This is a genomic window from Micromonospora trifolii (assembly GCF_022229005.1).
GTDB classification, from domain to species: domain Bacteria; phylum Actinomycetota; class Actinomycetes; order Mycobacteriales; family Micromonosporaceae; genus Micromonospora; species Micromonospora trifolii.
On the sequence record NZ_JAKKFD010000021.1, the window covers coordinates 14,164 to 33,029 of the forward strand.

Consider the following 18,866-nt stretch of genomic DNA (forward strand, 5'->3'; position numbering starts at 1 on the left):
CACCGGTGTCGACCCCGACACGACCCAGGTGGTCACGGGCGGCGCCGACCGCGCGGTGCCCGGGCAGCGCACCAGCGACGACAGCGAGACCACCACTGTCATCCCGCCGGTCGACCGGCGCTGACACCAGCGGTACGGCGGCGGGGCGGGATCGCGCTGATCCCGCCCTGCCTCGCGCTGTCCGCCCCGCCGAAAGCGCTGGCCGCGGCCGCGCCGGTTGTCTAGCATCGCGGGCATGACCTGGCGACATTGATCCAGCAGCGTTGGCCGATCCCGTGGGCCACCACGGGCACCGCACGTCCGGTGTCCGTCTCCACTCCCACGGGAAGGCCCCATGATCCCCATCGCTTCGCGCGTGCCCGAGCCGGCGGTCCGTCGGCTGACGGCGACCCTCTACGGGTACGCGTTCCTCAGTGACCTCGTCCTGCTCTACCCGCTGTACGTGGTGTTCTTCGCCGACACCGGGTTGTCGGTGGGGCAGATCGCGTCGCTCTTCGTCATCTGGTCCGCCGCCGGCATCCTGTTCGAGGTGCCCTCCGGCGCCTGGGCGGATGTGCTGTCCCGCCGGCTGCTGCTGTGCCTGGCCCCGCTGGTGGCCGCCGCCGGTTTCGCGCTCTGGGTGCTGCTGCCGTCCTACCCGGCGTTCGCCGTCGGTTTCCTGCTCTGGGGCGCCGGTGGAGCACTGGTCTCCGGCGCGCTGGAGGCGTTGGTCTGGACCGAGCTGGACCGGCTCGGCGCTGTCGACAGGTACGCCAGGGTGCTCGGGAGGGCGCGGACGGCGGGTGTGCTGGGTGTGGTGGTCTCCGGAGTGCTCGCCGGCCCGGTGCTCGCCGTCGGCGGCTACCCGGCGGTCGGCGCGGCCAGCGTGCTCGCCTGCCTGCTCGCCACGATCGTCGCCACCCGCTTGCCGGAACACCGCGCGTCGAGGGTCGTACGCGTTCCGGTCGCCGAGCCGGCGATGACCGCTGGGCCGGTGGGCGCGGCGCCACCCCGGCAGGACGAGCCGGACACCGTCGCGCCCGCGAGCCCGGACGACGATGGTGACCTGGGGTGGTGGGACACGCTGCGGGCCGGCGTGTCGCAGGTCCGCACCCGTCCGCCGGTACGCGCCGCCGTGCTGCTGGTGGCAGTGGTCGCCGCCGACTGGGGTGCCCTGGACGAGTACACCCCGCTGCTCGCCCTGGACACCGGCGTCGGTGCGCAGGCAGTACCCCTGCTGCTCCTGCTGCTCTGGGCCGGAGTGACGGTCGGTGGGCTGCTCGCCCCGGCGGGGGAGCGGCTGGGCAGCCGAGGCTACGCCGCGCTGCTGGGGCTGGTCGGTGTCGCGCTTGCCGGCGGCGCCCTGCTGCGGCACCCGGCGGGGTTCGTGCTGCTCGCGGTGGCGTTCGGCGCCGCGCAGTTGGCCACCGTGCTGGCCGACGCGCGGCTCCAGGCCCGGATCACCGGCTCCAGCCGTGCCACAGTCACGTCCCTGGCCGGGATGGCCACCGACGTGCTGATCATCGTGACGTACGGCGGCTACGGTCTGCTCGCCACGGCGGCCGGCAACGCGGTGGCCTTCGCGCTGACCGCCGGGGCGTACCTCGTGGTGGCGCTGGTGCTGCTGACCCGCCGCCGGCGCCGGACGGCAGTGCCCGTCGGTGTGGCAGTGGCTGCGCCGGGTGGCCCGGACTGACCGGGGCCCGGCGGCGGCCTGCTCGGGCCGCCGCCGGGCCGCCCGGTCAGCCGGCCATGTGCAGGAACGACCACTGGTGGCCGTCGAGGTCCCGGAAGCCGCGCATGTACATCGGCCCGTTGGCCATCCCCGGCCCGAGCGACTCCCCGCCGGCGACCGCCGCCTGGTCGACGAGTTCGTCGACCTGCTCCCGGCTCGACGCCGACAGCCCGACGATGACCTCCCGGCTGGTCGCCGTGTCCGTCGTGGCGACCCCGGTGTACGCCTCGAAGCCCGAGCGGAGGTGCAGCACCAGCCGGGTGGTGTCGGAGATGGTGAGCACCGCGCTGTCGCCGTCCGGCACGGCCTGGTCGCTGGTGAAGCCGATCGCCCGGTAGAACTCGGTGGCGGTGGTCAGGTCGCGCACCGGCAGGTTGATGAAGGTCATGGTCATCGGTGGTCTCCGTCCGTTTCGAGCAGTGCCTTCAGTGCGGCGAGCCGGTCCCGCCAGTACGCCTTCAGCTCCGCGGCCTGCTCGGCTGCGGTCAGCTTCTCGTGCAGGACGTTGACCCGGGCCTTTGACTCGCCGACGGCGTCGATGCCGACGACGATCCTGGTGGGGCCACCGGCCCAGTCGGCCCGGAAACTGCGCGGCGCGGTGGCGGTGCGGACACGTACCTCGACGTCGGGCAGCCAGCGGGCGCGTGCCGTCTCGTCGGCGAACGCCTCGAACAGGCGCACCGCCGGCACGGCCACCGTCCGGCTCGCGCTGGCCTCGAAGCCGCCGCCGCGTCGTTGACCCGGCGCGCGCAGGCCGCGTGCCTGCTCGTACCCCACGGTGATGGTCTGCGCCCACCAGCCCGGCACCTCGTGTTCGGTGGTCAGGTGACGGGCGATCCGGGTGTGCGTCCACTCGGTGGCGGACGCGGCGTCGAGCACTGCGAACCACTCGGCCCAGCCGCTGCCGGTCCGGGCGCGGATCAGGTCGTCGGCGATCCGCTCGGTCTGCGCTGCGGCAGCCGCGGCGGTCGGTCCGGTGGGTGCTGGAGGGGACGCGGCGATGGACGCCGTTGTCGGCTCGACGGTCCGATTGATCAGGTGCCGGCGGGCGGTGGTGTAACTCTCGCCGGTCTTCTCCATCCGGGCCCGGACCCGGGCCTTGAACGATCTCTGGGTGGTCATCACATGCTCCCGGTGAACGGCACGGTCACCGGGACTCACGCTCCCGCCGACCCCGCCGGAGTGGGGCATGTGGCACCACGTCCCGAGGGCTCCAGGCCCCCTTTGCCTCCGCGTTGCCGGCGGCGTGAGCGCCGGGAGGGAGGTGCGGCGCAGGACTACGCCGACGTCATCCTACGCCCAAAAACCCGTCAGGGTTGGTCACCGTCGAGGTAGACCCACCGGCCGTCCTCGCGGAGGAACCGGCTGTGTTCGGTCACCGTGCCGGGCCGGCCCGCATCCCGGTAGTGGGCGTGGAAGGTCACAGTGCCGGCGGTGTCGAGCAGGCCGCCCCGCTCGGTCTCCACGATCTCCAGTCGGGTCCACCGCTGCCCCGGGTCGAGCTCAAGGGAGGCGGGTCGGGTCGAGGAGTGCCAGCTGCGCAGCAGGTAACCGGAGTCGCCGAGGGCGAAGGCGCTGAACCGGGAGCGCATCAACGCCTCGGCCGTCGCCGGGGCGTCGCCGCCGTGCGCCGGCGCGCAGCAGTCCGCGTACGCCCGGCCGGAGCCGCACGGGCACACCCGTCCCGTCGTCGCGTTCGCCCGCCGACGTCCCGCACCCTTACCCACGTCGCCAATCCTCCCTGACCCCGTCTAGTCCAGCGGCACCGGCAGGGGCACCGGCCGCTTGGCCACCCGGTCGTCGCCCGACGACTGGCCGCGCAGGTGCCGGACCAGCCAGGGCATCAGGTGGCGGCGGGTCCAGGCCAGCTCGGCGCCGAACACCTCACCGCGGCGCCGCCGTGGTGCCGGCGGCAACGGCAGCGTCCAGGAGTCGTCGAACCCGGGAAGACCCGCCGTGTACGCCAGTGCGGCGGCGATCCGCTCGTGCCCGGCGCTGTTGGCGTGCAGCCGGTCGTCGCTCCACAGCCGGGGATCGGAGGAGACCGGGTGGGCGCCCAGGTCGAGGAGGGTGGCGCCGGTCCGCGCGGTGGCGGCCCGTAGCGCCTCGTTGAGTGCCAGCATGCGACCCCGGAGCGGCCGGGCCAGCGGCATCACCGGCGCCGGGTCCGGCATCGTGAAGGTCAGCACTGTGGCGCCCTGCTCGACCAGTGCCTGCTGCATGGCCGCGACATCCCCGGCGACCTGGTCCGCGTCGAAGGAGGGTCGCAGCACGTCGTTCATGCCGGCGACCACGGTGGCCAGGTCGGGAGCCAGGTCGAGGGCGGGCTGGAGCTGCTCGGCGCGGATCAACGCGGTGGTCCGGCCCCGAATGGCCAGGTTCGCGTACTCCAGGCCGCCCTGGGCGCGGGCCACCGCCAGCGCGAACCGGTCGGCCCAGCCCCGGTAGCCGCCCACGCCGTCCGGGTCGTCGAGCCCTTCGGTGGTGCTGTCGCCGATCGCCACGTACCGCTGCCACATCACCAGCGCGAGGTTAGCCCTCGGTCAGCTCAGGCGGACCGCCGGCCGGTCGGACAACGACAGTTGACGATCGTTCCTAGACTCGCGGCATGACGCGAGCCCCTGCGGTGCCACTGGCCCCGAACGTCTGGCGTATCCCCACGGTGGGCCGCGCGGCCGTCAACTCGTACGCCTTCGTCGACGACGACGGCAGCGTCACGCTGGTCGACTGCGGGCTGGCCAAGGCGCCGGCCCGGATCGTGCGCGGGCTCGCGGCGATCGGCAAGGCGCCGGCGGACGTCACCCGGATCGTGCTCACCCACGCGCACCCCGATCACGCCGGCGGCGCGGCGGAGCTGGCCCGCCGTACCGGCGCCCCGGTCGCGGCGCACGCCGCCGACGTGCCGTACGCGCAGGCGGGTCACGCGCCGGTCAGCGACCCGACGGTGACCGGCGGCCGGCTCTTCGCCCGCCTCAACAGCGGCCGGTTTCCGGCGGTCCAGGTGGCCCAGCCGCTGGCCGACGGGGACCTGCTCGACGTCGGTGGTGGCCTGCGGGTGGTGCACACCCCCGGGCACTCGCCCGGGCACGTGTCGCTGCTGCACGAGCCGACGCGCCTGCTGATCACCGGTGACGCGTTGTTCAACATGGTCGGCATCCGGTGGCCGATCAAGTGGCTGTGCAGCGACTTCCAGATGACCCGGGAGACAGCGCACGTCCTCGGCGAGTTGGATTACGACCTCGCGGCCTTCACCCACGGCCCGGAGCTGACCGACAACCCGCGGGAGCGGATTCGCGCCTTCCTCACCGCGCACCGCTGAGCAGCGTCACAGCCAGCCCGAGCGGCGGAACAGCCGGTACAGGAACAGGGCAGCCGCCGCCATCAGGGTGAGGGCCCCGGCGTAGCCGTAGCGCCAGGCCAGCTCGGGCATGTGGTCGAAGTTCATGCCGTAGATGCCGGCGATGCCGGTCTGGGTGGCAGCGATGGCAGCCCAGGCGGCGATCTTGCGCATGTCGTTGTTCTGCTCGACGGCGAGCTGCGCCAGTCGCGACTGGACGATCGAGGTGAGCAGGTCGTCGTACGCGGCCACCCGGTCCACCGCCCGGCTCAGCCGGCCGTCGACGTCGACGAACCAGCGGTGCAGGGCACGCGGCGGGCCGTCGGGGTCGAGCAGCGTCCGCATCGGCGCCTGCAACGGCAGGACCGCCCGCTTGAACTCCACCACCTCCCGTTTGAGCTGGTAGATGTGCTGGATGTCGGCGGTGCGGTCGCGGGCGAACACCGCCTCCTCGACCCGCTCGAGGTCCCGTTCCACGTGCCCGGCCACCTCCAGGTAGGAGTCGACCATGCGGGCGCAGACCGCGTACGCCACCGCCCACGGGCCGGCTGCCAGCAGGGCGGGGCGGCGTTCGATGTCGGCGCGGACGCTGCGCAGCGCCCCGGCGGCGCCGTGCCGCACCGTGATGGCGAAGCGGTCAGCGAGCAGCACCATGACGTCCCCGGTGTCGATCACCTCGGAGGTGTCGGTCAGCTCGTCGTGCTCCACGTACCCGGCGGTGCGCAGGACCAGCAGGGTGACCGGCCCGTGGCGCTGCACTGTGGGCCGGTGCCCGTCGGCGAGCGCCTGTTCGACTGTCAGTTCGTCGAGGCCGAAGGTCTGCCCGACCGCGGCGAGCACCGCCGGGCCGGGATCGTGCAGTCCCAGCCACACGAAGGCGTCGCGGCCGTGCCGCGCCCGGGCGTACGCGTCGGCGTAGTGCTGTTGACCGGGTTCGCGCCGGCCGTTGACGTAGACGGCGCAGTCGACCACGGCGTCCGGGTTGGACCGGCGGGGGGTGGGGGAGTCGCCCTCGACCCGTCCGAGCAGTCGACGGGCCAGGGCGCGTACGCCTCGACCGGTCCGGTCCCGTACCGGTCGCTGATCCACCGCGTGCCTCCCCGTCGCCGGCGCACCGTCCCGATCAGGGGATGGTGCCACCGCATTCTGCCGAGCGGGGTCCGGCTCCCGACAGCGGGGCGGTGGCTCCGGCGGGTGGACGGTTCGGGCCTGCGGCGGGGCTCAGGCGGTGCGGGTGGCGAAGACGACGACGTTGTCGACGTAGTTGCCGGTGGCGGAGTCGAACTGGCCGCCGCAGGTGATCAGGCGCAGCCCTGCGGCGTCCGCAGGGCCGTAGACCAGGGTGGTGGGGAAGTGCTCCTTGGGGTACGCCCGGACGTCGTCCACGGTGAACGTGGCGACCCGCGCGTCGGCGCGGGTGACCTGTACCTGCTGCCCGGCGCGGAGCCGACCGAGGTCGAAGAAGACCGCCGGTCCGGACGGCGCGTCGACGTGTCCGACCAGGACGGCGTTGCCGGTCTCGCCGGGGCTGACCCCGTGCCGGTACCAGCCGGCGAGGGTGGGCCGGTCCAGTGGCGGCACCTCCAGCACCCCGGCGGCGTCGGCGCCGACGGGGACGATCTCAGCGCGTACGTCGATGGCGGGGATCTGCACCCGGACCGGCGCGGAGGGTGGCAGCGGCGCCAGGTCCGGTGCGGGGTGGGTGCGGGTCGGCGCGTCGGCCGACGGTCGTGGTGGCCGCTCCGGGTCGGAGGTGAGGCCGACGGTGATCAGCCCGAGCCCGCTCACGCCGAGCAGGGCGACCACTGCCGGTAGGGTCCGCCGCCACCACACGTGTGCGCCTCCGTACCGGATCGTCGGGGTGCCCGCACCGGTGTTCCCGGCGCGGGCACCCGTCTCAGGGATGGAACGGTCGCCGATCAGGCGACAGTGGACACCGGACGGCGCCGGCGGATCAGGATCACCGCGCCGGCGAGGGCGGTGCCGAGCAGCGTGCCGCCGGCGGCGAGAGCGCCGGTGTCACTGTTGTCGCCGCCGGAGCCGGCCGGCGCGCCGCCGATCGGGGTGACGGCGAAGGTGGCGGTGCCGGCCGAGCTGCCGTCGCCGCAGGTCGCCGCCACCGTGTACGTGCCCAGGGTGAACCCGGCGGTGAAAAGCTCGGCGCTCAGCCCGCCGCCGGCGGCGGCCGTTGTGGATCGGACGTTCTGGTCGCGGTTGGGGCCGGTGACCCGGAAGATGGCGTCACCCGACTTCGGGTTGCAGGTCGTCGCGGTGAGCACGACGGTCCCACCGACCGGGGTGGTGGCCGGTGACACTGTGGTGTCGGCCAGTGCGGCGCCTGGCAGCAGGAGCGTGCCGAGGCCCACGCCGAGCGCCGCCGAGCAGAGTGCTGTTGAGACCTTCATACGCGTCTTCCCTCACTTTTCGTCCGCTGACTGCGTGGGACGTCGTTCGGGTGGCCAACTCCGTGACTAGCACCGGTGTGCCCAACACTAGGTGGGTTGGGTCCTCGATCAGGTGAAAATGAGAAATCCTCGTTGCCGTCACGTGTCCACCCGAAGGCGGGGAGAGCTGCGGAAAGGCCCGGACGGCCCGACCGGCACCGGTGCTCCGATCGATGTCCATCCGGTCGGGCTGTCGTCGCTGGGCCTATGGCGAGGTATTGCCGGAGACGGCGGAAATGCACCACCTGGCTGACGTGATGTCGCCCTCGCGCCCCTATCCAAGATCCCCACAAAGAACAGGGACGTGGGTGCCTCGCGCGGTCTGGAGGCCACGACATCCCTGAAGTTGTGCGGATCTTGGACCGGCCGGCGCGTCGGATACGCGTTCGGGGTCGGGTGGGTTGCCTGTCAAACCTGGCTGCGGGCGGCCACTCTGCCGGCGGGATAAATCCGCGTGCGACCGGGGGAGACGCTGGTAGGTTCGCTCGCCGTGACATCGAACGTGGGAGCTGGCCTGGGACCGGTGTTCGCCCGACTCTGGGCGGCGAGCACCCTCTCGGCGCTGGGTAGCGGCCTGGCCACCGTCGCCGCGCCGCTCTTCGTCGCGTCGCGCACCGATGACCCGCTCGTTGTCGCCGGGGCGTCAGCAGTGGCGTGGCTGCCGTGGCTGCTCTTCGCCCTGCCCGGCGGGGTGCTGGTGGACCGGATGGACCGGCGCCGCCTGATGATCGTCATCGACCTGGTCCGGGTGGTCGCGCTCGCGGTTCTGGCCACGGCGATCCTCAGCGGCCGAGGCGGGGTGGTGCTGCTGTTCGCGGTGCTGTTCCTGGTCAACACCGGTGAGATCGTGTTCCGCGCGGCGAGCCAGGCCATGGTGCCGGTCGTGGTGCCACGGCACCGGCTGGAGCGTGCCAACGGCTGGCTCAGCGGCGGCGCCACCCTCATGCACAGCATGCTCGCCGGCCCGCTCGGCGGCTTCCTGTTCGCGCTCTCGGCGGGCAGTCCGTTCCTGGTCAACGCCGTCACGTACGCCCTCAGCGCCGTGCTGGTGGCGCTGATCGGCGGGGACTTCCGGGCCGCCGTCGGCGACACGCACGCACTCCGTACGCGCTCGATGGGCGGCGAGATCGTCGAAGGACTGCGCTGGCTGGCCAACCAGCGGCTGCTGCGCACGATGGCCCTGCTGATCGGTCTGCTCAACGTGACCCTCACCGCCGCGCTCGCGGTGCTGGTGCTGCTCGCCGGCGAGCGACTGGGACTCGGATCCGTCGGCTACGGCCTGCTCTTCACCTGCATGGCCACCGGTGGAGTGCTCGGCGCGCTCCTGGGCGACCGGATCATCGCCCGGATCAGCGCCACCTGGACGATCCGGATCGGTCTGCTCGTCGAGGCGGGGCTGCACCTCGCGTTGGCGGCGTCCCGCAGCACCATCGTTGTCGGGTTCGCGCTGTTCGCCTTCGGCGTGCACGGCGGGCTGTGGAACATCGTGGCGAACTCACTGCGCCAACGACTCACCCCACCGAACCTGCAGGGCCGGGTGGCCAGCACCAACCTCTTCGTGGCGGCGGGCGGCAACTGCGTGGGCGCACTGCTGGGCGGGCTGCTCGCCGCCCGGTTCGGCATCACCGCGCCGTACTGGGTGGGGTTGGTGGTGGCGATCGGCGTCTCCGCCGCCACCTGGCGGGTCTTCAACCGGGCCGCGGTCGCGCGCGCGTTCGCCGACCCGCCCCCGGTCGAGGCGCCCGCCCCGGTGGCCTGAGCGCCGTTGCGGCCCATCGGGTGGTGTCGGGCGGCCGTGTGGCAGCGTGGTGGGGGTGACCGACTCCGCGCCGCTCGACGTCGACCTCGTGCTGCTCGGTGGCGGCGGCGCCGCGTCGTTGCTGCTCGCCGCACTGGACCGGCACGGCGTCCGGGATCTGCGGATCGCCGTCGTCGACCCGGTGCGCCGACGCGGTCAGGACCGCACCTGGGCGTTCTGGGGCCACCCCGACAGCGACCTGGACCCGCTGCTCAGCGCGAGCTGGCAGCAGGTCGAGGTGGCGACGGCGGCGCGACGCCGCGTCCTGGACCTCACCCCGCTGCGGTACGCCATGCTCCGCTCCGGCCCGGTCTACGACCGGGCTGCCGAGGCCGAGCGTCGCCTCGACGCCACCCGGATCGTGGCACCCGCCGAGACGGTGCGCGACGACGGCGACCGGGTGCTGGTGCGCACCGGCGGCGGGCGCAGCGTACGGGCCGGCTGGGTGCTCGACTCCCGCCCCCGCCCGCCGGCACGAGCGGGGCGAACCACCTGGTTGCAGCACTTCCGGGGATGGTGGCTGGAGGCCGACCGGCCGGTGTTCGACCCGACGCGTGCGGTGCTGATGGACTTCCGTACCCCGCAGCCGCCCCGGGGCGTCTCCTTCGGGTACGTGCTGCCGGTCAGCGACCGCTACGCCCTCGTGGAGTACACCGAGTTCTCGCCGGACCTGCTCACCGACGCCGGCTACGACGCGGCGCTGGCCGGCTACCGGGATCTGCTCGGGCTGGATCCGACCGGGCTGCGGGTGCGCGAGGTGGAGAACGGGGTAATCCCGATGACGGACGCGCCGTTCCCGGCCCGGCCCACCCCCCGTGTGGTTCGGCTCGGCACGGCCGGGGGCGCGACCCGCCCCTCCACCGGCTTCACGTTCTCCGCCATGTACCGCCAGGCCGACCAGGTGGCCCGCGCCCTCGCCGCGGGCCGCGCGCCGGTGCCCGCGCCGGCGTACCCGCGCCGGCACCGGTGGATGGACGCGGTGGCACTGCGCGCGCTGGACCGGGGCGGGGTGGGCGGTCCCGAGTTCTTCGACCGGCTCTTCGACCGCAACCCGGCCGAGCGGGTGCTGCGCTTCCTCGACGGCGGCACCACACCGGCCGAGGAGGTCGCGATCATGAATTCGACCCGGCTGCTGCCGATGATCACCGCGACCGCCGGTGACGCCGTACACCGGGTTCGCGACCGGCTGCGTCCCACCCGGCCCGCGCCGGCCATTCCACCCGCGGTGGTGGGCGACCCACTGGGCTCGGCGCCGACGGCTCGGCGCGGCGGCCCCCCGAGCGGGGAGGACGACGTGCGCGCCCGGTAGGTTGCCGGGCATGGTGGACGCGGCGGCCGGCAGGGGCGTGCAGATCTGGACCGACGGGGCGTGCAGTGGCAACCCCGGTCCGGGTGGTTGGGGTGCGCTGCTGCGCTACGGCGATCACGAGCGGGAGCTGTGCGGCGGTGAGGCAACGCCCACCACCAACAACCGGATGGAGCTGATGGCGGCCATCCAGGCGTTGGAGAGCCTGAACCGGCCGGTCACCGTGGAGCTGCACACCGACAGCACGTACGTGCGCAACGGCATCACCAGTTGGCTGGCGTCGTGGAAGCGCAACGGTTGGCGGACCGCCGCGAAGCAGCCGGTGAAGAATGCCGACCTGTGGCAGCGGCTGGAGGCGGCCTGCGAACGGCACGAGGTCACCTGGCTGTGGGTCAAGGGGCACAACGGCCACCCGGAGAACGAGCGGGCCGACGGGCTCGCCAACAAGGGCATGACCGAGGCCCGGGGTGCGCTGACCAGTCGCTGAGCCCGGGTCAGCGGCTCGCGTCGGGGTGCCCCGGCATGCTCGACCCGCCGCCACTGCTGCCCGACGAGCCACCGGCGACGCCCGAGTTGTCGGGCTCGGTCACGATGTCCGGCCGGACATCGGTGTCCGCCGGTGCGGGGACCTCGGTGTCCGTCTCGACCTGCACCAGTGGCGTCTGGCCGGCCTCGTCCTCGCTGTGCTGCGGGTCGCCCGGCTGCTCACCTTGGCGATTTCGGTAGCCCACGCCGTGCCCCCCGTCGATGCCGGTCCGCGTCGGCGCTGGCTACCCGGCGTCGTCCCGACCGAAACCTGACCCGGCGGCGGGAACCGCCGATCCGACCATCTCGACCGGTGGCGCAGCGGCCGGCAGGCGCAACGTCCGGCGGCGGCTGAGCGCGACGATCAGCGCCACCGCGAGCGCGCCGACGACCACCAGGAACGCCCAGGTGTTACCGAGGTGGTCGTTGACCACGCCACTGGTCGCGGAGCCGGCGGCGATACCGAGCTGCCCGGCTGTCTGCAACCACCCGTACGTCTCGGGGAGCCGGACCGCCGGGGTGGACCGGGCGAGGATCTCGTCGGTGACGGCGAGGAACGGCGCCAGCGCGAGACCGAAGACCGCCAGCGCGACGGCCATCTGCGGCACGTTGCGCGGCAGCAGCAGCGCCACCGAGGTGGCGGCCAACGTTCCGAGCATCGCCAGGTACGCCGCCGCCGGGCTGCCGGGCCGCCCCCGGCTCGCCAGCAGCACACCACCGGCCAGGCTGCCCACCGACCAGATGGTCACCAGCAGCCCGGCCTGGTCCGGGTGCCCGACTGTGGTGGCGAACGCGGGCACGAGCACCCACATCGCGCCGATGCCCATCATGTAGCCGACGTGGGTGCCGACGACGGTGCGGCGGGTGGCCTGGCCGGGCAGCGCGGATCCCTTCTCGCGAGGCTGCCGGTCGACCTCGCGCGCCGGCAGTACGGCGACCATGCCGAGCAGCCCGACGCTGCCGATCACCGCGAAGGCGAGCAGCGCGGCAGTGGGCCCACTGATCAGCAGGCTCAGTGTCACCGCGAGGGGGCCGCCCACGTAGAGCACCTCCTGCCCGACGGCGTTGACCGCGTACACGCGGGCCAGCCCGGCGGGGGCGACGAGCCGGGCCAGTCGGGCGCGTCCGCTGCCGACCGCCGGTGGCGTGCTGAGCCCGGCCACTGTGGCCAGCGCCACGAACGCCACCGGTTCGGTGGTGACGGCCAGGCCGAGCAGGGCGAGCAGGTGGGCGAGGCCGGTGGCGAGGAGCACCGGGCGGGCACCGAACCGGCCCAGGAGTCGACCGACCAGCGGCGCGGTGACCGCCAGCCCGATCCCGCAGCCGGCACTGGCCACGCCGGCGGTGGCGAAGCTGCCGGTGTTCTGGTGACCGAGCAGCACGACGAGCAGTTGCCGCAGCGCGACAGGTAGCTGCGCCACTGTCATCAACACGATGAGCAACAGCGCCCGCCGGGGTACATTCACAACTTATGAATCTACCCGAGGATGGTTCGCCAAACCTGCTCGGCGCACTCGCCCTGCTCGTCGGCTCGCGGATGCGGGCGTCGGTCAGCGCGTCCGTCGGAGCCGGCGGCGCCCTCGCCGAGGCGCTCGTCGTCCTGAAGGACCAGCCGGGGGTGACCGCCGAGTGGTTGGGCCAGGTGCTGGGGCTGACCCAGCCCGGCGTCGCGCACCTGGTCCGGCGGCTCGGGGAGCAGGGCTGGGTGGAGCGGCGTCCCGGCGCGGACGCGCGCAGCCGCGCCCTGCACCTCACCACCGAGGGCACGGCGGCCGCCGCCCGAACCCTGCGCGCCCGGCAGGAGGTGCTCACCGCGTTGCTCGCCCCGCTGACCGTCGAGCAGCGCCGCCAACTCGCCGACATCGCCCGCTCCCTGCTGCACGACGAGGTGGCGGACGCCGGCAGCCTGGCCCACCTCTGCCGGCTGTGCGACCGCGCCCGCTGCCCACAGTGCCCGGTCCATGCCGGCTTCCAGGAGTTGACGGAAGCGTGCGGCGGACCGGATCGCGCCGAACCTAACGGCGGCGGCCCCGACGGGCAGGGGAGCGGGACGGCTGACGGACCGGGGTGAGCGGCAGCGCCGTCCAGTGCGCCGGCCGGGTGAGCGTCTGCGGCAGCCCGGTGTGGGTGTCCCCCCGGGCGGCGTCCAGCTGGGTCTGGTGCAGGAAGAGCGTGCGCCGCAGGTCCGCGCCCCGCAGGTCGGCGCCGCGCAGGTCCGCGCCGGTAACGTCGGCCAGGCCGAGGTCCACCCCGCGCAGGTCGGCGCCGATGAGCAGCGCCCCGCGCAGGTTGGCCCGGCGGAGGTCGACGCGGCGCAGGTCCACCCCGAGCAGGTGCGCCCCCCGCCGGTCGGCGCCGCCGGGGGCGCGGGCCACGTCGCTGGCCCGGGACAGCAGCGGGTTGACCCGGTTCCGTTGGTCGGCGACGTCCACGGCCCGAAGGTGCGCCGGGTCACCGTCGGTGAGCGTCAGCGTCTCGGCGCGGGCGCGTTCCAGCTCGGCGCGCAGGTCGGCCGGCGGGCGCAGCGCCACCGCCTCGGTGAGGTACCAGAGCAGTTCGTGCAGCGGTCGCAGCACCGCGAACGCCTCCGCCATCGCCGGCAACGTCTCCGGCGCGTCCCGCCAGTCCCGCCCGCCGAAGGTCACCTGGGCGACCTGCTGCCCGGCACCGAAGCAGTCGAACACGGTGCAGCCGGGAAAACCCCGCTGCCGCAGCTCGGTGTGGATGCCGCAGCGGTGGTCTGGGCGCAGGTTGGGGCAGGGCGAACCGGCCGGCTTGTCGATGGCGAAGTCCGCCGACGCGGCGAAGGCGGGCACCACGCAGCACAGCCCGAAGCAGCGTCCGCAGTCGGCGCGCAGCTGCGCCGCCCCGGACGGCGGTGCGGTGCGATGCGACACGCCGACGGTCCTCCTGGCGATCAGGGTGGACCACCATTGTTTCCTGTGCCGACCCGCCCGGGCAGGTCGGGGGTCACCGTGCGTGCGTGTCGCTGGCCGTCGCGGGTCGGGGCGCCGGGGTACGGGCATCGCCCGGCGGCGGCACCAGTCGGCGGACGTCCCGCTCGCCGTCGCCGTGCCCGTACTTCTGGTCGAAGTGCCGTTTCACCACTGCGGCCGGGGTGCGGTCCCCGTCGGCGGGCTCGGCCAGCGCGAACACGCCGGGGGCCGCCCCGGGCGCGCGGGGCGGCAGCACGGCTCGCACTGTCAGTGGCCCGGTGACCCGGAACCCCCGGCAGTCGACGTAGTGCTGCCCGTCCACCGTCACGTACGGCACGCGTACCTCGACCACGTCCGACTCGTCGTGGCGCAGCGTGACCATGACCGACCAGTACCGCTCCAGGTCGAGGGTGGCCTGCTCGTGCTCCCACAGCTCCTCGAACCGGGCGTGCACGAACCCGCCCCACGGGCTGTCCATGTCCACCTCGAGCTGCGGCACGTTGAACGACAATTTCCCGATCGGGAAGAACGAGATCAGCGCCCGCCCGTCCCACTGGTAGAGCTGGATCGACGGGGACGCGTCGTAGAGCCGGACCTGTAGGCGGTGTCGCAGCCGCGAGTCGAGTGCCTCGGCGAACGCGGCCAGGTGGCGCAGGTTGGTGCGGATCTGCCGGGGCACGTCCACCCGTTGCCGTTCCAGCTCCTCGGAGCGTTGCTGGGCGGCGGTGCAGTCGGGGTCGAGTAGGAGCAACTGCACCTGGGCGCCGTTGGCGAGCGCCGCTCGCACCGCGCTCAGGGTGTCCTCCCGGTGCCGTTGCTCCAACAGGATCGTCCAGGTGTCGAGGATGCGCACCCGACGACCGGAGCGGTGCAGCCGCGTCACGAACGCCTGCTGGTCGAAGCTGAGGTGCTCCTGCACCCGAGCCTTGCGGGCCTCCTCGAACAACGGGTCGAAGATGACGTACGAGATGGCCGCGAGGACCACGCTGGCCCCGAGGTTGAGCAGCAGGTCGCTGAGGAAACCGGTGCTGCGCCAGGCGGCCAGCAACATGACGACGGCGATCGCGAAGAGTGCCCCACCGACGACGAAGGCGCGTCGTTGCCGCCCGCCCCGACCAGCCCACCCGGGCATCCGGTCCCCTTCCGCCGTCGGTCGGCCCCACCGCCGCCCGCTGATCACCGGAGTTCGGAGGATACGTGCCCGCTTTGCCGGGCGCCGTCCCGTTCTCCGAGCGACCGGTTCGCCGTTCGGAGCCGGTCCACCGCTCATAGAGTGACGGTAACGGAGTCGTGCGACCACGGAGGGTGGCGGGGTGGACGAGAGTGAACGCGAGCAGGCGCTTCTCACCGTCCTGACCACAGAGCACTACGCGTTGCAGACGTCGCGCGCCGGCACCATCGCCGAGGCCACCGGCCGCGCCACCATCTTCCTGTCCGTGTTGTCGGCGGCGTTGATCGGTCTCGGCTTCGTCGCCAGCAACGACAAGCTGGTGCGGCCGTACCTGGCGGCGGTGCTGCCGACGCTGGTCATCATCGGGGTGCTGACGTTCCTGCGGCTGGTGGAGACCACAGTGGAGAACTCGTTGGACCTGCGGCGGATCCAACGCATCCGGGCCTACTACCAACACAATCTCGCTGGCGAGCACGACTTCTTCGCCGACGCGGTGGTTGCCGACGACGCCATGAGCACCGCCTGGAACCTGGTCGGCACGCGCCCGGGGCGGTGGGAGTTCATGTTGACCACTGCCGCACTCGTGGGAGCGGTCAACGCCGTGCTGAGCGGGCTGGGCATCGCCCTGGTGGCCACGACCGTCGGGGTCGGGGGCGCGTTGACGGTAGTGGTCGGGGTGCTGGTCGCTGTGGTGGCGTTCGGTGTGCAGTTCGTGTACATCGTCCGGGCGTCGGCCGCGCCGATGCGCTGACGACGCCGCTCAGACCGATCGCCAGTCGTCGTTCGTCAACGACGCGGCCTGAGGGCCCATCAGCAACATGCCCCCGTCGACCGGCCAGGACGCGCCGGTGACGTAGCTGGCGGAGGGGGAGGCGAGCAGCGCGACCACCGCGGCCACCTCCCGGGCGTCGCCGGGCCGTCCCAGCGGCACGCCGGGGCGTTCCTGGGTGAACGGGTCGACATCCTCCTGACCTGTCATCGGCGTGGCGATCTCGCCCGGGGCGACGGCGTTGACGGTGATCCCGTCGGGGGCCAACTCCTGGGCCATCACCCGGGTCAGCAGCCCGAGCCCGCCCTTCGCGGCGCAGTACGCGGCGGAGCCCACCCGGGGCGCGTGCTCGTGCACGCTGGTGATGTTGATGATCCGCCCGCCGGCGCCGGTGGCCCGCATCCGTCGCGCGGCCCGCTGGGCGCACAGGAAGGGCGCGTCCAGGTCGACGGCGAGCACCTCGCGCCACTGCTCCCACCCGGTGTCGACGAACGGCGTCGAGGCCCCGATGCCGGCGTTGTTGACCAGCACCCCGATGCCGCCCAGCCGGTCGGCCAGCTCGTCCACCACCGCCGCCGCGTCCGGCAGCCGGGTCAGGTCCACCTCGGCGACCTCGCAGCGCCGCCCCGTCGCGCGGACCTCGGTGGCCGTCCGCTCCGCGCCGTCGGGGTCGCCGTACCAGGTGATGCCGATCTCGAAGCCGGCAGTGGCCAGCGCCACCGCGCAGGCCTTGCCGATGCCGGAGTCCGCGCCGGTGACGACGGCGATCCGGGGGTAGTTCTCGTATCGCTGTGGCATGCTGCCGCACTACCCAGGCAGGGCCGGCCCAACCGCCGCGGGAACCATGACTGAGGTGCCGACGGCGTACGGTCGCCTGATGCGGATCACCCGGTTCACGCACGCCTGTGTCCGCGTCGAGCACGACGGCGGGGTGCTGGTCGTCGACCCGGGGACGTGGAGCGAGCCGCGGGCCCTGGTCGGCGCGGACGCCGTCCTGGTCACCCACGAGCACACCGACCACATAGACGTGTTGCGGCTCGCCGGTCTCGGTGTCCCCGTGTACGCGCCGGAGGGCGCCCGACTGCCGGATCTAGCCCCACTGCCGGTGACCCGGGTCCGTGCGGGGCAGCGGTTCACGGCGGCCGGCATCGCGGTCAGCGCGCACGGCGGCCGGCACGCCGCGATCCACGAGGGGCAGCCCGACTGCCCGAACCTCGGCTACCTGATCGGCGACGAGCTCTACCACCCGGGCGACGCCCTGCACGTGCCGGACGAGCCGGTGCGCACCCTGCTCGTTCCGGCCCAGGGGTCCTGGCTGCGCCTCGACGAGGCGATCCGGTTCGCCGGCGCCGTGGGCGCGGCGGCGACGTACCCGATCCACGACGCGCAGCTCAACGACCGCGGCCTGGCCAGCGTCGCGGGCTGGTTCGCCGAGACGATCCCCGGCTACCGTCACCTGCGGCCCGGCGACACCGCCTGACCCCTGTCGTCGCCCGCCGCCGGGGTGCGGAAGCGGGGCGCGGCGGCGGTGAGCACCGCGGCGGCCGTCGGGGCGAACCACCCGTCGGTCAGCTCCGTCACGAGGTCGGCGACCAGCCGGGTCACCGCCGGCTCGCCACCCGGGTGCAGCGCCTCGGCGACGATCAGCACCGACGAGGTGCCCGCCCGCACTGCCGACCAGCCGCTCTGCCGGTTGGTCCACCGTCGGGCGTGCGCCCGCCCGGCGGAGTCGACGAAGGTCACCTCGCCCGGCTCGGGATGCTCGGTGTCGCCAGCGAAACTCAGGTACGCCTCGTCGCCGTGTGCCGGCCGGACCACCAGGTCGCCATCGACCCGGTCCAGGTCGAGCGCCGCGACCGGGATGGCGTACGCGGCCGAGATGGCGTTGCAGAGATCGACGAGTGGGTGCACCCGGGGCAGTTCGCCGTCCAGGCGCAGCCGGCGCAGCAGCGCCTCGGCGGCGCACCGGTACCTGGTGGGCCGCAGCCCCATCGCCGCGTAAGCCCGCCGCCACGCCTGGATCTCCGGGAACCCGCTCTCGGGTCCGTCGGCCAACCGTCGTCGCGCCTCGGCGAGATAGCCGGCAGCGCGTGCCGACACGTCGACGGTGGCGGTGATCCCGGCGGCCCGCACCACACCGGCGACCAGGTCGGGGTACGCCTCACGAAGCTGCGGAGCATGTTCGAACTGCACTGTGGTCCTATCGTTCGGTGAGGGCGAGGGTCACGCCGAGCGCGACGAACGTGCCGGCGGCGGATCGGCGCAGCCAGTCGGTGACCCGGGGTCGGGTCAGCACCCGGTCGCGTACCTTGGCCGCGAAGATGCCGTAGCCGCTGAACACCACGAAGGTGAGCAGCATGAACACCGCGCCGCAGCCGAGCATCGCCCGGGTCGACCCCGGCGCCGTGGTGTCCACGAACTGCGGCAGGAACGCGACGAAGAACATCGTCGGCTTCGGGTTGAGCAGGTTGACCAGCACCCCGGAGACGATCACCCGGATCGCCGAGCGGGGTGGGGCGTCGGTGGTCACCGCGAAGGCGTCGCGGTCCCGTGCCATGGACCAGGCCAGGTAGAGCAGGTAGCCGACGCCGAGGTAGCGGACGGTCTCGAACGCCGCGGCGCTGGTCTGCATCAGCGCGGCCAGCCCGGTCATCGCGGCCAGCAGGTGCGGCACCGTGCCCAGCGTGCAGGCGAACGCGGCCAGCACGCCGGCCCGTGCACCCCGCGACAGGCCGGCGGAGAGCGTGAAGATCACCCCGGTGCCGGGGGTGACCACCACGATCAGCGTGGTGATCAGGAACGGGATGGTCATGATCGTCCTCCGGCGGAGTTGGCAGGTCTGGCTCCTGCTCACTCTGCTGCCACA

The 18,866-nt window shown here is 73.4% G+C and carries 22 protein-coding genes; 8 read left to right on the forward strand and 14 right to left on the reverse strand.

Annotated features, from left to right (window positions below; genetic code table 11):
* Positions 1 to 334: 334 nt before the first annotated feature.
* Positions 335 to 1,675 (forward strand): MFS transporter, encoded by a 1,341-nt coding sequence (locus NIE79_RS13885; RefSeq protein WP_238678954.1) that lies wholly within the window; start codon positions 335 to 337, stop codon positions 1,673 to 1,675.
* 46 nt (positions 1,676 to 1,721) lie between these two features.
* Here NIE79_RS13885 and NIE79_RS13890 read toward each other — a convergent pair whose 3' ends face one another.
* From NIE79_RS13890 to NIE79_RS13905, 4 genes are all read right to left on the reverse strand, one after another.
* The gene (locus tag NIE79_RS13890) at positions 1,722 to 2,108 is read right to left on the reverse strand and encodes a VOC family protein (RefSeq protein ID WP_238678955.1); all 387 of its coding nucleotides are present in this window, start codon (positions 2,106 to 2,108) and stop codon (positions 1,722 to 1,724) included.
* Positions 2,105 to 2,836 (reverse strand): hypothetical protein, encoded by a 732-nt coding sequence (locus tag NIE79_RS13895; RefSeq protein WP_238678956.1) that lies wholly within the window; start codon positions 2,834 to 2,836, stop codon positions 2,105 to 2,107. Before NIE79_RS13895 ends, NIE79_RS13890 begins: the two co-directional genes overlap by 4 nt.
* Before the next feature lie 188 nt (positions 2,837 to 3,024).
* A complete protein-coding gene (locus NIE79_RS13900; RefSeq protein WP_238678957.1) occupies positions 3,025 to 3,441 on the reverse strand; it encodes a YchJ family protein in 417 nt (138 codons plus the stop codon).
* A 24-nt stretch (positions 3,442 to 3,465) separates the two neighbouring features.
* Positions 3,466 to 4,233, reverse strand: a complete 768-nt coding sequence (locus tag NIE79_RS13905) for an SGNH/GDSL hydrolase family protein (RefSeq protein WP_238679135.1) — start codon at positions 4,231 to 4,233, stop codon at positions 3,466 to 3,468.
* Positions 4,234 to 4,322: 89 nt separating this feature from the next.
* On the opposite strand from NIE79_RS13905, the gene NIE79_RS13910 reads away from it, so the two are divergent.
* Positions 4,323 to 5,033: an MBL fold metallo-hydrolase gene (locus NIE79_RS13910; protein WP_238678958.1), complete on the forward strand. Its 711-nt coding sequence runs from the start codon at positions 4,323 to 4,325 to the stop codon at positions 5,031 to 5,033.
* Between the two features lie 6 nt (positions 5,034 to 5,039).
* Here NIE79_RS13910 and NIE79_RS13915 read toward each other — a convergent pair whose 3' ends face one another.
* The 3 genes from NIE79_RS13915 to NIE79_RS13925 form a co-directional block, all read right to left on the reverse strand.
* A complete protein-coding gene (locus tag NIE79_RS13915) occupies positions 5,040 to 6,140 on the reverse strand; it encodes a magnesium and cobalt transport protein CorA (protein ID WP_238678959.1) in 1,101 nt (366 codons plus the stop codon).
* A gap of 132 nt (positions 6,141 to 6,272) precedes the next feature.
* The gene (locus NIE79_RS13920) at positions 6,273 to 6,884 is read right to left on the reverse strand and encodes a class F sortase (RefSeq protein ID WP_443677168.1); all 612 of its coding nucleotides are present in this window, start codon (positions 6,882 to 6,884) and stop codon (positions 6,273 to 6,275) included.
* A gap of 86 nt (positions 6,885 to 6,970) precedes the next feature.
* Positions 6,971 to 7,456, reverse strand: a complete 486-nt coding sequence (locus NIE79_RS13925) for a hypothetical protein (RefSeq protein ID WP_238678961.1) — start codon at positions 7,454 to 7,456, stop codon at positions 6,971 to 6,973.
* A gap of 529 nt (positions 7,457 to 7,985) precedes the next feature.
* On the opposite strand from NIE79_RS13925, the gene NIE79_RS13930 reads away from it, so the two are divergent.
* Genes NIE79_RS13930 through rnhA form a run of 3 tightly spaced genes read left to right on the forward strand, consistent with a single transcriptional unit; the run spans position 7,986 to position 11,086 of the window.
* A complete protein-coding gene (locus tag NIE79_RS13930; RefSeq protein WP_238678962.1) occupies positions 7,986 to 9,254 on the forward strand; it encodes an MFS transporter in 1,269 nt (422 codons plus the stop codon).
* Positions 9,255 to 9,309: 55 nt separating this feature from the next.
* Positions 9,310 to 10,602 (forward strand): lycopene cyclase family protein, encoded by a 1,293-nt coding sequence (locus NIE79_RS13935; protein WP_238678963.1) that lies wholly within the window; start codon positions 9,310 to 9,312, stop codon positions 10,600 to 10,602.
* 10 nt (positions 10,603 to 10,612) lie between these two features.
* Positions 10,613 to 11,086: a ribonuclease HI gene (rnhA, locus tag NIE79_RS13940; protein ID WP_091406604.1), complete on the forward strand. Its 474-nt coding sequence runs from the start codon at positions 10,613 to 10,615 to the stop codon at positions 11,084 to 11,086.
* Between the two features lie 7 nt (positions 11,087 to 11,093).
* Here the strand turns inward: rnhA and NIE79_RS13945 are convergent, their stop codons facing one another.
* A complete protein-coding gene (locus NIE79_RS13945) occupies positions 11,094 to 11,330 on the reverse strand; it encodes a preprotein translocase YidC (protein ID WP_238678964.1) in 237 nt (78 codons plus the stop codon).
* Positions 11,331 to 11,369: 39 nt separating this feature from the next.
* The gene (locus NIE79_RS13950; protein ID WP_238678965.1) at positions 11,370 to 12,590 is read right to left on the reverse strand and encodes an MFS transporter; all 1,221 of its coding nucleotides are present in this window, start codon (positions 12,588 to 12,590) and stop codon (positions 11,370 to 11,372) included.
* 5 nt (positions 12,591 to 12,595) lie between these two features.
* On the opposite strand from NIE79_RS13950, the gene NIE79_RS13955 reads away from it, so the two are divergent.
* The gene (locus NIE79_RS13955; protein WP_238678966.1) at positions 12,596 to 13,195 is read left to right on the forward strand and encodes a MarR family winged helix-turn-helix transcriptional regulator; all 600 of its coding nucleotides are present in this window, start codon (positions 12,596 to 12,598) and stop codon (positions 13,193 to 13,195) included.
* Here NIE79_RS13955 and NIE79_RS13960 read toward each other — a convergent pair.
* Positions 13,140 to 14,021: a pentapeptide repeat-containing protein gene (locus NIE79_RS13960; protein ID WP_238678967.1), complete on the reverse strand. Its 882-nt coding sequence runs from the start codon at positions 14,019 to 14,021 to the stop codon at positions 13,140 to 13,142. The two genes, NIE79_RS13955 and NIE79_RS13960, sit on opposite strands and share 56 nt — an antisense overlap.
* Positions 14,022 to 14,094: 73 nt before the next feature.
* A complete protein-coding gene (locus NIE79_RS13965) occupies positions 14,095 to 15,192 on the reverse strand; it encodes a DUF5919 domain-containing protein (RefSeq protein WP_238678968.1) in 1,098 nt (365 codons plus the stop codon).
* A gap of 181 nt (positions 15,193 to 15,373) precedes the next feature.
* On the opposite strand from NIE79_RS13965, the gene NIE79_RS13970 reads away from it, so the two are divergent.
* A complete protein-coding gene (locus NIE79_RS13970) occupies positions 15,374 to 15,982 on the forward strand; it encodes a hypothetical protein (RefSeq protein ID WP_238678969.1) in 609 nt (202 codons plus the stop codon).
* Between the two features lie 9 nt (positions 15,983 to 15,991).
* Here the strand turns inward: NIE79_RS13970 and NIE79_RS13975 are convergent, their stop codons facing one another.
* Positions 15,992 to 16,798, reverse strand: coding sequence for an SDR family oxidoreductase (locus NIE79_RS13975; protein WP_238678970.1), 807 nt, complete (start codon positions 16,796 to 16,798; stop codon positions 15,992 to 15,994).
* A gap of 79 nt (positions 16,799 to 16,877) precedes the next feature.
* On the opposite strand from NIE79_RS13975, the gene NIE79_RS13980 reads away from it, so the two are divergent.
* Positions 16,878 to 17,480, forward strand: a complete 603-nt coding sequence (locus NIE79_RS13980) for an MBL fold metallo-hydrolase (protein WP_238678971.1) — start codon at positions 16,878 to 16,880, stop codon at positions 17,478 to 17,480.
* Here NIE79_RS13980 and NIE79_RS13985 read toward each other — a convergent pair.
* Together NIE79_RS13985 and NIE79_RS13990 are read right to left on the reverse strand one after the other, a co-directional pair.
* Entirely contained in the window at positions 17,453 to 18,193 is a 741-nt protein-coding gene (locus NIE79_RS13985) for a B3/B4 domain-containing protein (RefSeq protein ID WP_238678972.1), read from the reverse strand. The two genes, NIE79_RS13980 and NIE79_RS13985, sit on opposite strands and share 28 nt — an antisense overlap.
* Positions 18,194 to 18,200: 7 nt before the next feature.
* Positions 18,201 to 18,812 (reverse strand): LysE family translocator, encoded by a 612-nt coding sequence (locus NIE79_RS13990; protein ID WP_238678973.1) that lies wholly within the window; start codon positions 18,810 to 18,812, stop codon positions 18,201 to 18,203.
* Positions 18,813 to 18,866: the final 54 nt, after the last annotated feature.